The 12771-nt window shown below is 34.0% G+C and carries 11 protein-coding genes; 4 read left to right on the top strand and 7 right to left on the bottom strand.

Annotated elements, in window-relative coordinates:
* Nucleotides 1-4: 4 nt before the first annotated feature.
* The 3 genes from P700755_RS17855 to P700755_RS17845 all read right to left on the bottom strand — a co-directional run bounded on the left by P700755_RS17855 (nt 5) and on the right by P700755_RS17845 (nt 2713).
* Nucleotides 5-1216, bottom strand: coding sequence for a sensor histidine kinase (locus P700755_RS17855; protein ID WP_083858551.1), 1212 nt, complete (start codon nt 1214-1216; stop codon nt 5-7).
* A 74-nt stretch (nt 1217-1290) separates the two neighbouring features.
* The gene (locus P700755_RS17850) at nt 1291-2070 is read right to left on the bottom strand and encodes a TIGR02757 family protein (protein WP_015026013.1); all 780 of its coding nucleotides are present in this window, start codon (nt 2068-2070) and stop codon (nt 1291-1293) included.
* The gene (locus tag P700755_RS17845) at nt 2054-2713 is read right to left on the bottom strand and encodes an ABC transporter ATP-binding protein (protein ID WP_015026012.1); all 660 of its coding nucleotides are present in this window, start codon (nt 2711-2713) and stop codon (nt 2054-2056) included. Before P700755_RS17845 ends, P700755_RS17850 begins: the two co-directional genes overlap by 17 nt.
* A gap of 130 nt (nt 2714-2843) precedes the next feature.
* Between P700755_RS17845 and msrA the strand changes: the two genes are divergently transcribed.
* Nucleotides 2844-3389, top strand: a complete 546-nt coding sequence (msrA, locus tag P700755_RS17840; protein WP_015026011.1) for a peptide-methionine (S)-S-oxide reductase MsrA — start codon at nt 2844-2846, stop codon at nt 3387-3389.
* Nucleotides 3390-3392: 3 nt separating this feature from the next.
* Nucleotides 3393-3977, top strand: a complete 585-nt coding sequence (folE, locus tag P700755_RS17835) for a GTP cyclohydrolase I FolE (RefSeq protein WP_015026010.1) — start codon at nt 3393-3395, stop codon at nt 3975-3977.
* Between the two features lie 60 nt (nt 3978-4037).
* On the opposite strand, the gene P700755_RS17830 is transcribed toward folE, so the two are convergent.
* The 4 genes from P700755_RS17830 to P700755_RS17815 all read right to left on the bottom strand — a co-directional run bounded on the left by P700755_RS17830 (nt 4038) and on the right by P700755_RS17815 (nt 11000).
* Nucleotides 4038-6845: a gluzincin family metallopeptidase gene (locus P700755_RS17830; RefSeq protein ID WP_015026009.1), complete on the bottom strand. Its 2808-nt coding sequence runs from the start codon at nt 6843-6845 to the stop codon at nt 4038-4040.
* Nucleotides 6846-7045: 200 nt separating this feature from the next.
* Nucleotides 7046-7732, bottom strand: a complete 687-nt coding sequence (locus P700755_RS17825; RefSeq protein ID WP_015026008.1) for an LOG family protein — start codon at nt 7730-7732, stop codon at nt 7046-7048.
* 9 nt (nt 7733-7741) lie between these two features.
* Nucleotides 7742-10579, bottom strand: a complete 2838-nt coding sequence (gene uvrA, locus P700755_RS17820) for an excinuclease ABC subunit UvrA (RefSeq protein WP_015026007.1) — start codon at nt 10577-10579, stop codon at nt 7742-7744.
* Between the two features lie 118 nt (nt 10580-10697).
* The gene (locus P700755_RS17815; protein WP_015026006.1) at nt 10698-11000 is read right to left on the bottom strand and encodes an N-acetyltransferase; all 303 of its coding nucleotides are present in this window, start codon (nt 10998-11000) and stop codon (nt 10698-10700) included.
* A 168-nt stretch (nt 11001-11168) separates the two neighbouring features.
* On the opposite strand from P700755_RS17815, the gene P700755_RS17810 reads away from it, so the two are divergent.
* Together P700755_RS17810 and P700755_RS17805 are read left to right on the top strand one after the other, a co-directional pair.
* Nucleotides 11169-11819, top strand: a complete 651-nt coding sequence (locus tag P700755_RS17810; protein ID WP_051007989.1) for an alpha/beta hydrolase — start codon at nt 11169-11171, stop codon at nt 11817-11819.
* Between the two features lie 15 nt (nt 11820-11834).
* On the top strand, nt 11835-12770 hold the full coding sequence (locus P700755_RS17805; protein WP_015026004.1) for a lytic transglycosylase domain-containing protein: 936 nt from the start codon (nt 11835-11837) through the stop codon (nt 12768-12770).
* Nucleotide 12771 lies beyond the last annotated feature (1 nt).

Raw genomic sequence — 12771 nt, 5'->3', positions numbered from 1 at the left:
TATTTTAATTATGTATTTGTTCAATGGTAAATTCAAAAGTAGTTCCTTCACCTTCAGTAGACTCAACAGAAATCTTTCCACCTAGATTGTGTATCATTTTTTTAACTGTTGATAGACCAATACCGTTTCCTTTATTTCCTTTTCTATCGTAACCAGCGACTGTTGAAAACAAATTGAAAATTTCTTTTTGTTTATCTTTAGCAATACCGATACCATTGTCTTTTACAATAAATCTATAGGCGTCTGGTTCCTTTTTAAAATCGATATCAATTTCAATTTTAGGTTTGTCATTGTATTTCAAACTGTTGCCAATCAAATTTAGCAGAATTTGCTCTAAGGCAACCCTGTTGGTATAAATAGCGATGCTTTCTTCTGGAAAACTAAGATCACAATCATTTCCAATATCTAGCATTTCCACAATATCTTCTATGAGGGAGTGAACATCAAATTCTTTTAATGATTCTTCATTATTGGTGATGGAGTCACTTTCATAATGGGTTAAGATATTCGAGATATAATCACTCAGCTGAAAGGAAGACTTCTTGAGGTTGTTAAGATACTCTAGACCTGCATTGTCCAAAATATCTTTGTATTTAGCCTTGAGTACATCTACAGTCACAATCATGCTGGCAAGTGGCATTTTCATATCGTGAGAGACGACTCCTGCAAAGTTTTTGAGTTGGATATTTTTTTCTTTAAGCTGCTTTTGAGTTTCTTTTAAGCCATCATTGATAGATTGAAGTTCGAACAACCTGGTGACTTGGTTGGCCAAAAACATCAGACTTTCTTTTTGTTTTTCAGATAAGGTTCTTGGTTGGTGATCTACCACACATAAGGTCCCCAAAGCAAACCCATTCTTATCTTTTAACGGCACACCTGCATAAAAAATAACTTTTTTATCTCCGTAAACCAGCGGATTTCCATTGAATCTAAAATCATCTCTAGCGTCAAAAACTTCCATGATTTCTTCATCAGATTGTATGGCTATGTTACAAAAAGAATACTCTCTATCGGTTTCACAATAATCTGCTCCTACTTTAGATTTAAACCACTGCCTGTCTTTATCTATCAAAGAAATCATTGCAATAGGGGTATCGCATATAAAGGAAACCAACTTGGTGATTTGGTCGTAGTCTTGCTCTGGCAAAGTGTCTAAGATATTTAGAGACTTTAAAGCTTTTAGCCGTTGTGATTCTGTTTTAGGATTGGTTTTCATCTTCATTGAGAATGTTATATGCAGATATTCAAAATATTCTGCAATATACAAAAAATAGATTTTGTTAACTAGATTTAAAAGCTTTCAAAAGCGCCAAGTCCAAAGAGTGCAAAATCATATTTCACGGGATCTTTAGGATCTAATATTCTTAAGTTTAGGTCAAGTTCATGAACTGCTTTGGCATCGTTTTGAGTTCTTTTTAAAAGCCCCAGTTCTCTTGCTATTCTTCCAGAATGAACATCTAGTGGGCAAGATAGAGAAGAAGTGGATAGACTTTTCCAAATACCGAAGTCTACCCCATTATTATCATGTCTTACCATCCATCGCAAATACATATTGATGCGTTTTGCTGCGGAATTTTTATAAGGATCACTCACATGCTTTTCAGTTCTTGGCTGGTGCTCCAATTCAAAGAAAATACGTTTAAATTTATGAATAGAAGTCTGTAAAGTTCCTTCTTCTTGTTTAGAAAAAACGGCCTCCAAACCTCCATAATTTGTGTAGATGTGTTTTAAAGCTGTCATAAAGTATTTAAGGTCGTCAGCGTTAAAGGTTCTGTGAACAAAACCCAGACAAGCGTTAAGGTCCTTTTGAGAATGATTCATTATAAAGTCATAGGGTGCAAACTGAAGTATTTGACACAATTGCTCACCATTTTTTAAAATGCTTTTGCGATTTCCCCAAGCTATGGTAGCCATAAGAAATCCTACAATTTCGATATCTTCCTTTTTTTGAAACTTATGAGGAATAGAAATAGGATCTGTTGCAATAAACTTAAACTGATTGTACAGGTGCACTTTCTCGTCTAAAAAAGGCTTAAGCTGAAGTAATTTTGATTTAGACAAATTGGCCATCTCTCATTTCTAACTTACGATCGGCCATATTGGCCAATTCTTTATTGTGTGTTACAATTACAAAAGTTTGATCGAACTCTTCTCTTAATCTGAAAAACAAATGATGTAATTTTTCTGCAGAGGCAGTGTCCAAATTTCCAGAGGGTTCATCTGCAAAAATAATTGAAGGGTTGTTAATGAGGGCTCTAGCTACAGCGACTCTTTGCTGCTCACCTCCGCTCAACTCATTAGGCTTGTGTGAAGCTCTATGCTCTAGTCCCAAGAAGCCAAGGAGTTCTTTAGCTCGTTTTTCTGCTTCTGCTTTAGGTGTTTTATGGATAAATGCAGGAATGCAAATGTTCTCAAGAGCTGTAAATTCTGGTAACAGCTGATGAAATTGAAAGATGAAACCGATGTTGTCGTTTCGGAATCGCGCTAAACTTTTTTTATTGAGATTATTTATGTTTTTACCGTTAATTTCAATAGAAGAATTCGGTGATTTATTTGGATTTTCTAAAGTACCCAGAATTTGTAACAAAGTAGTTTTACCTACACCTGAGGGTCCAGTTATAGATATGATTTCTTTTTTCTGAATGTGTAAATTGATATCGTTTAAGACTTTCAGTTCACCGTAATGTTTGTTGATATGTTTAGCCTTTATCATAGAATTTATTTAAAATTCAAAAGTCAGAATAAAATCTGAATTAAAAAAGATTTCCTCAGCTACTAATTTTTCCTTAAATGAAAATATATCGTTTAATATTAATGTAGATTTGTTCAACAAAATTAAATTTATGTCAGTTCAAAATTTACAAAAAGCCACTTTTGCAAATGGGTGTTTCTGGTGTACAGAAGCCGTTTTCCAAAGGCTAGAAGGAGTGAAAGATGTAAAGTCTGGATTCACAGGTGGTGTTATAAAAAATCCACCCTACCGCGAAGTCGTTATGGGAAGAACAGGTCATGCAGAAGCCATTCAAATTATTTACGATCCAGAAGTTGTCGATTATAAAACATTGCTATATGTCTTTTTCTCCACTCATGATCCAACTACCTTAAACAGACAAGGTTACGATGTGGGTGAACAGTATAGAAGCGATATATTTTTCCATTCGGAAGCTCAAAGAAAAGACGCTGAGTTGATTATATCTGAATTAGACTCAGAAGAAATTTTTAAGGATAAAATCGTAACCAAAATTTCCAAAGCATCAGAATTTTATTCGGCTGAAGAAGAACACCAGAACTTCTATAATAACTACACAGAAAACCGATATTGCCAGCTTATCATCGAGCCAAAATTGGCCACTTTGAGAAACAAATTTAGTCATCAACTTAAACCTTAATTTATGCCCTATAAAACTGATGAAGAACATTCTCAACCTTACGTTGATGAAATCAAATCCAGTTATGAGTCTATTTTAAAAAATATCGGCGAGGATACAACTAGAAATGGTATTGTAAAAACACCAGAAAGAGCTGCTAAAGCTATGCGATTTTTGACACAGGGGTATAACATGAATCCAGAAGAAATTCTTCTTGGGGCTATGTTTGAAGAACCTTATGAGGATATGGTTTTAATAAAAGATATCGAATTGTATTCCTTGTGTGAACACCATATGTTGCCTTTTTTTGGTAAAGTTCATGTAGGATATATTCCTAATGGAAAAATTGTAGGCTTAAGTAAAATTCCTAGAATTGTAGATGTGTTCGCCAGACGGTTACAAGTTCAGGAACGTTTAACTCATGATATTTTAGAGTGCATAAACGACACCTTACAACCCAAAGGAGTAGGTGTGGTTATTGAGGCTCAGCACATGTGTATGATGATGCGAGGAGTGCAAAAACAGAATTCAGCAACAACTACATCAGGATTCAGAGGGGAATTTAAAAATCAAGAAACACGAAGTGAGTTTTTGAAACTTATAGGATAATTATTTATAGATTTAAAAATCGCATACAAAGCTGTTTCTTAATCGAGACAGTTTTTGTGATTAGTACCATTTTCTGGTAAAGAGTTTAAAAAGTGTCGATAAATCTAAGGTCACAAGAAACCGAATGCGTTCATCATAATTCACATCTCTAAATTCCCAACCATTGTTAGAATATATGGGTAAATAAAGCTCAAAATAATCTTCAACAAAATTAAGTCGAATTCCAGAATCGTAAACAAAGCGCGGATTGCTAAAACTATTCTTAAAAAAACCAGCATCTCCATAAACAAATATCCAATTCCAAATGGTGGTACTTACATTGGTAGAGACTATCCAATCATCTGCGAAACGCTGATCAAATTGAGACTTGAAACCACCTTCTGCCATAATAAATTGTTGACTGAATAGCCCACTTTCTTCGCTTCTTCCATAATAATTATAGTCAAACAAATAATCTGAGGGTCTGTCTAAAGCAAAACTAAAGTAGTTAGAATTTTGCGTATCGTTATATAAAAATAAACCTCCATAAAATCTAAAATTAATTTGACGGTTATTATTGTAAAGTTTTCTAAAACTAAACGTCGTCGAGATTTTGCTGAATTTTTTAGAAATTTGGTAATCTATAGAAGAGGTTAAAAACCGATCTAAATTTTTATTTGAAAAGTTATACCGAATATTAAATATGTTGTAGCTAGGCTCCTCGGTTTCTACAAACTCACTTTCATCTTGATCTACATTTACAGTTCTTACAGATAAATTATGCCTACTGTTATCTCTTAAATCCTGAGGTCTATAGGTCATGCTTATAAACCCCGAATACCGGTTATAAAATAAGTCCCGATCGTAAGAAAACCTAGAGCCATTGAGTCCATATCTAACCGCAAATAAATCCTCTTCCTTAAAAAATTGGGTGTAACTTACAGAAGCTCCTCCTACCAAAGCATTGCTGGTTAGGCCATATTTTGGAGTGACTTTATAGCTCAATTGTTTAGGTAGCAGCGACGTATTGTATAATTTTGGGCCAATAGCCAAACCATCGTATAAGTTATAGGTGAATTCTGGTACCATGAATAACTGGTTGTATTTTGGATCTTCAATATCTTCAAATATCCTGAACTGGAATGGCTTATTTAATATTTTACCCCTGCTTTTAAAGTTATTTCTTTGATCAAATTCAGGAATTATTTCTTCATAATTTACAGCTAATTGGTCACTTCCAAGATCTTTTAAATAAATTATAGTATCGTTATAAAAAGCATTTACCCAATCTTTTGAAAGCACCTTCTTATCCTTAAGTTGATATACGGCTACAGGCATAGGATTTTTAGTCTTATTTAAAAGTCTTACTTTAATAGAATCTGATACCTTAGTAATCTTATCTATTTTAAAATCTATATCCTTATTGCTTCCTAAATAATTGGTAGAGAACCAAGAGATATCCTTATCGGTTAAAGAGGAAAGGATATCAAAGTAATCATCAGGATCTGAATATTTTAATTTATTTTTTTCAAAGTAAAGTTTTAAACTTTCATTTACTGTTTCTGTGCCTAAATAATCTTCCAAGTATTTGAAACCTAAACCGCCTTTATAAGGATTCGAAAGATTTTGATTGAACTTGAGTAGACTGTCTTGTGAAAAATCGACGGCTTGACCTAAATTCTGTCTTATAGTAGTTTCATGAATAAATTGATACCGATCATTGAACATCAGATCGGAAGCGTAAAACCACTTCACTCCAAAGACATCTGAAAAAGTCCCTAATAATTTTACATCTGGATAATAGGTTTCTACATAATCCATCATGGTTTTTACTAAAATCGCGTCTAAAAACCATTGGTTTTTTCTTGCATCAATTAAGAAAGACCTTCTTAAGTATTGATTTGTTATGGCTTTTAAGAGTTTGATATCATACTGAAACCCATCTGGGAAAGGCCGGATAAAACTAGGAAGTTGATTTAGACCATATACAGGAGAAAGGTTATATTCTTCTTCTGTAATAAGCATAGTTTCGAATCCAAATTCACCTAATTTTTCTTCAAGAAAGTAAACAATCCTATCGGTTATGAGTGCCTCAATTTCTGGACGTAAGTCACTATCTTTCAAATTGGTGTAAATCTTTACATGATCTGTTTGTATCACCTCAAAATTATCAATGCGTTTTACAAAAAGAGGTAAACCAACCATTTGTTTCGCTTTGAGCTTTATTTTTTGAAAACCTGGTAGATCTCCAGTAGATTGGGTTTGGTCAAAATTGGAGCGAATAGTGTATTGATTTGGAACTTGAATAGTAATGTCGTAGTCCAGTTTTTGAGAAGGATAATCATTGAGGTCTTTATGACTATATAGGACCCAGTCTTTTCCATAAACGGCAGGAATAATTAGCCAATCTTTAAGTAATAATTCTCTTTCTTTCCAGCCAAAGCCATTAAATTTTTGATCTGGAATGGTCAAGGTATAATTAAGGTTAACCTCTATAGAAGCTTTTGGTGCTAAAGCTTGGTCTAAATCTAACTCAATTAAATCGACTTGCCCTTCAACATACCTCCATTGGGATTCTCCAAGATTTGTAGATAACGAGTGAATTTGTGTACCACCCCTCTCAAGACTAGAAGCAAAGTGAAATCTACGAACATAATCTTGAGCGTAACGCTTAGCAAGAGGGCTTTCCTTGTCGGAAAATGCATTTAACCAATTGTAAAAATAAATGGTCTCCAAGGCTTTACCACTTGTGTTTTCATACGTGATCGTCTGTTCGATCGTGAAGGTTTTTAAATCTTCAGACGATTGAATATCAGAAACAATTTTATTTTGAGAAAAGCTCAAAATAGAAGTAAGGCTTAAAAGGAAAAAGGTGTAAGTAGTTTTCAATTTGATACTGTAAATTTTTCTGGATGTGGCATTTGTTTAATTTTTAAATAATATGAACCAATCAAAAGGGTAGGAATATCCAATTTGATATGTACGAAAACGCTTAAATAAATGACTTCTTGCCGTAACTCTTAAATTTTAGGTTGACGCCGCCAAATTAAATTAAAAAATTTCTAACAAAAGGAATTTGATATCGCTATTTAGAAATTTGGACTCAAATCGTATTCATTGTAAAATTTATCCAAAATATCAACGACTTCATCTTCAGTATCTACAAGATCGATCAAGTCTAAATCCTTAGTACTAACTGTTTTAAATTTTTCAGCTAAGGTTGATTTTATCCAGTCCATAAGTCCACTCCAATAGTCTTTACCAACTAATATAATAGGGAATTTATCAATTTTTCCTGTTTGTATCAATGTAATCGCTTCAAAGAGCTCATCAAGAGTTCCAAAGCCACCTGGCATCACTACAAAGCCTTGAGAATATTTTACAAACATGACCTTTCTAACAAAGAAATAATCAAAATCTAAATTTTTATTCGCATCTACATAGGGATTTTCATGTTGTTCAAAAGGCAAATCAATATTAAGTCCTACCGAAGTTCCTCCTCCTTGGTTAGCGCCTTTGTTTCCTGCTTCCATTATACCAGGTCCGCCACCTGTAATAATCCCATAACCCTGCTCTACAATTTTACTTGCTACTTTCACGGTTAGTTCATAATATTTATCCTCAGGTTTTGTCCTTGCAGACCCAAATATAGAAACACATGGACCTATTTGACTCATTCGTTCATATCCATAAACAAATTCACTCATGATTTTAAATAAAGCCCAACTGTCGTTAGTCTTAATTGCGTTCAAATTTTTGTATTGTTTATCTACCATAATAAAGTATTAGTTGAGTTCTTTTCTTAAAAATTCTGCTGTATAGCTTTTTTTGTCTTTAGCAACTTGTTCTGGAGTTCCTTTCGCAACGAGTTGTCCTCCTTTTTTTCCTCCCTCATAACCGATATCAAAGATATAATCTGCTAGCTTTATCACATCCATATTATGTTCAATAATCAATACCGAATTTCCTTTATCTACGAGTTTTTGTAAAACTTCCATAAGAACTTTAATATCTTCGAAGTGAAGTCCTGTGGTAGGTTCGTCCAATATATAAAACGTATTTCCAGTGCTGATTTTGGAAAGTTCTGATGCTAGTTTTATACGTTGTGCCTCTCCTCCAGATAAGGTGGTACTTTGTTGACCTAATGTGATATAACCTAAACCTACGTCTTTTATTGTTTTCAGTTTACGATAGATTTTTGGGATAGGCTCAAAGAAATCAGTCGATTCATCAATAGTCATTTGCAGGATATCACTTATAGATTTTCCTTTAAATCGTATTTCCAAAGTTTCTCTGTTAAACCGTTTGCCCATGCATGTTTCACATTCCACGTATACATCTGGCAAAAAGTTCATTTCTATGACTTTTAAGCCTCCTCCTCTACACGTTTCACACCGACCACCTTTTACATTGAAACTAAACCTTCCAGGCTTGTAGCCTCGAATTAAGGCCTCTGGAGTTTTAGCAAATAAGTTTCGTATTTCTCCAAAAACGCCTGTGTAAGTTGCAGGATTGGAGCGTGGTGTTCTTCCAATAGCGGACTGGTTAATATCAATGACTTTGTCTAGATGTTTTAAGCCTCTCACTGTTTTATGAGGTAAAGCCTCCATCTTACCATTAAAAAAATAGTTATTTAACACTGGATATAAAGTATCATTAATAAGTGTGGATTTTCCACTTCCAGATACTCCTGTCACTACAATAAGCTTTCCTAAAGGAATTTTGATAGAGACATCTTTAAGATTATTACCAGTCGCATTCATAAGGTGGAGGTGCTTTCCATTGCCTTTTCTTCTCTTTTCCGGAATTTCAATTTTCTTTTTTCCAGAAAGGTAATCTGCTGTAAGTGTATAGTGAGTGAGAATTGTTTTTGGAGTGCCTTCGCTAATAATCTGTCCTCCATTTTTACCAGCATGAGGACCAATATCTATTACATGATCTGCGCGCTCTATCATATCTTTATCATGCTCTACGACAATTATAGAATTTCCTAAATCTCGAAGCGAGACTAAAGAATTGATAAGTTTTTCGTTGTCACGTTGGTGTAAACCAATACTAGGTTCGTCCAAAATATAAAGAACCCCTACAAGTTGAGATCCTATTTGCGTGGCAAGTCTTATCCTTTGGGCTTCTCCTCCAGAAAGGGTTTTGGAGCCTCTGTTTAAGTTTAGATAGTTTAGCCCAACATCTTCCAAAAACGAAAGTCTAGTTTTTATTTCTTTGATGATTTCTTCCGCTATTTTTTTTTCGCTTTTCTCGAGTCTAGATAGTAAATCCTTAAAAAAAGCAACCAATTCGTCTACATCCATATTCACAATATCTGCGATATTTTTATCGTCGATTTTGTAGTATAAAGATTCTTTTTGTAGTCTACTTCCTTGACAGGTTTCACAGGGCTTTTTATCCATGTATTTTTTGGCCCAACGTTTTAGCGATGCTGAAGATTCTTTTTGATTAAAAGTATCTTCAATAAACTTGGCAACACCTTCAAAATTATAACTGAATGTTTTATTAACTTTAGAGGTATCGCTATATTTTTCAAATCTTGCTTTTCCTCCGTGTAGGATAATATCCAAAGCTTCTTCAGGTAGGGTTTCAATTGGATCTTTTAAATCAAAATCAAAGTGTTCTGCAATGGCTTTTAGCTGTTTGAAAACCCAGTTGTTTTTTTTCTCCTTACCATGAGGCTCGAGGCCACCTTCTCTAATTGAGAGATTAGGATTTGGAATGATACGATCTAGATTAATTTCAAAAACCTCACCTAATCCATTGCATTTAGGACAAGCGCCTTTTGGAGAATTGAATGAGAAATTATTAGGCTCTGGATTGGGGTAAGAAATACCAGACGTGGGGCACATTAAATTACGGCTAAAGAATTTAGGCTTTTCCTTGCCATGTTCTAGAATCATCATCACATTATTGCCTTGCTTCATCGCTGTAGCAATACTTTCGCTCAAACGTTTGCTAGAGTTGATATCATCATCGATTTTTATTCGATCTACGACAACCTCTATATCGTGGATTTTATACCTATCCACCTTCATGCCTTTTTCGATGTCTTTTATTTCTCCATCGATTCTTACTTTTAGAAAACCTTGCTTAGCAATTTGCTCAAATAATTCTCTATAATGGCCTTTACGAGAGCGTATAACTGGAGAGAGAATATTTACTCGCTTATCCTTAAAGCCTTCTACTATGTTATTCTGAATTTGTTCATCGGTGAAGCTTACCATTTTTTCACCAGTCTTGTAACTGTAAGCTGTACCCACTCGTGCATACAAAAGTCTGAGGAAATCGTAAATTTCTGTGATGGTTCCTACAGTACTTCTTGGACTTTTTGACGTGGTTTTTTGTTCGATAGCAATAACAGGTGATAAGCCATCAATTTTATCAACATCTGGACGTTCCAATCCACCCAAAAATTGCCTAGCATAAGCAGAAAAAGTCTCTATATACCGGCGTTGACCTTCTGCGTAGATAGTATCGAAGGCCAATGAAGATTTCCCAGAACCAGATAAGCCTGTGATGACCACAAGCTTATTTCTAGGTATTTTGACATCGATGTTTTTTAAATTATGAACTCTAGCCCCAAGGACTTCAATAAACTCTTCTTTTTTTTCCATAGCGATTTCAACGCGCGAATTTAAGTAAACAAAATGAGGTTTTTGGGTTTAATACCATTAGCTTATGTATTGTTGAAACCTTAATTGAATACACATATTCGACACAAGACAGAATAGTCTAAATAGAGATGCCAGCAGGTAGTAAATCTTTGTATTTTAGTCTGTTTTTTCTGAAAAATTTCGCGATCTCAGGAGAGGTAGGCATCACCTTAAAGCGAGTATCTTTAAAGCTATCGAGGATTTTTGAAATGAAAATATTTTGAATTTCAGAATCTTTATAAGCGTCCGGAACAGTCAATTTAGTAAGAAAAATTTTGCGTTCTTGCTCAGAAAATTCAGCCGTTAATATTTCACCTTCAATTTTAGCTTCATACTGCCTTTGGAAATCATTTTTTATAACTTCAAATTCTACTGTTTTCATTTTTTGAATGATTTGTGTAGGATCGTTAAATCCATAAAACTAAATTACATAAATCTTATAAAAATTTACGTAACAAATTATCGATTAGCAAAGGTAATCAATAATTTATAACTTATTTTCGTATTTAACTCTTACTCAAATTAAACAGGTGTGGTCAATGTGTATATGATGCCAGGAATGGCTGCTAATCCAACAGTTTTTGAGAGAATTGATTTGCCGGATAAGGAGTTTAAAATGGTTTGGCTGTCATGGGAAATTCCCAAGAAAGAGGAAAGTTTAAAGGCTTATGCTAAGCGAATGGTTGAACCAATTGAAAAAGATAAGCCTGTTGTTTTGATAGGTGTTTCTTTTGGTGGAGTTTTAGTTCAGGAAATGAGCAGGTTTTTGATAATAAAACGCTTGATTATTATTTCTAGCGTAAAGTCAAAACAGGAATTGCCAGCACGTATGAAACTAGCAAGATACAGTGGGTTTTATAAAATTTTACCTACAGGCTTGTTGAATTATATCACTCAAATTGAAAAATTACCAGTAGGCAGCGCCATAAGAAAACGTTTAAAACTTTATCAGCAATATTTTTCAATGAAAGATAAATACTATATAAATTGGGCTATAAAGGAGATGTTATGCTGGGAGCAAGTTCAACCCATTGAGGATATAATTCATATCCATGGTGATGAAGATTTAGTTTTTCCCATAAAGAATATCAGTGATTGTATAGGAATTGCAAAAGGATCACATATTATGATCTTAAATAAATATAGATGGTTTAATGCCAATTTACCTGGATTAATTTCAGAAGGAATTTTACAACATTAAGAAATAAACTAGAACATGAAATTAGATACATTTTTTACAAAATCGATTTTTACTTTAGGGGTGGCCACTTTAACTCTTGGAAGTTATTTTGCCATAACCAGTTTTATAGCTGGCTACGATGAAGACGTTAAAACTTCGAATCCAGAAAAAAGTTTTGAAAATGATTATAACGTGTTTGCGATAGACATACCAGAGCAAATTGATTTTGCAGGAGAAAAGATTCCTTTAGATATTCCAGATATCAAAGAAAGGTTAGACCGAGAGTTGTTAGTCAATACGTATTGGCAATCCAATGCTCTACTTTTGATAAAAAGGGCTCATAAGTATTTTCCTATTATTGAGCCTATTCTAAAAAAGAATGGGATTCCAGATGACTTTAAATATTTAGCAGTTGCGGAGAGCGGTTTAGAACATGTAGTTTCTCATGCAGGTGCTACAGGATTTTGGCAAATCATGAAAGGAACTGCAAAAGATTATGGTCTTGAAGTCAACGATAATGTTGATGAACGCTACCATATAGAAAAAGCTACTGAAGTAGCTTCCCAATACCTCAAAAACTCCAAGGAGCGTTTTGGAACTTGGACATTAGCCGCAGCTTCCTACAATGCCGGTAATGCAGGAATATCGAGAGAGTTAAAACGACAAGAGGTAAACGATTATTTTGATTTACTTCTCAATCCAGAAACATCCAGGTATGTTTTTAGAATCGTAGCTTTAAAACATATTCTATCCAATGCTGAAGATTTTGGCTTTCATTATGAGGATAAAGATCTTTATGAAATGAAGCCTATAAAAAAGGTAGAAGTCGATACGGCAGTAAGTGATTTCGTAAATTTTGCTAAACAGTTTAATATGAATTATAAGACCTTAAAGATTCATAATCCTTGGCTTCGAGATAAACATTTGGATAATTATTCCAAGAAAGTTTACAAAATTGAAGTTCTTAAATAAA

Origin of the sequence: Psychroflexus torquis ATCC 700755 (genome assembly GCF_000153485.2) — a bacterium.
GTDB lineage: Bacteria > Bacteroidota > Bacteroidia > Flavobacteriales > Flavobacteriaceae > Psychroflexus > Psychroflexus torquis.
The sequence above is the reverse complement of the archived record's forward strand: the minus strand, read 5'-3'. Positions and strand labels throughout refer to the sequence as shown.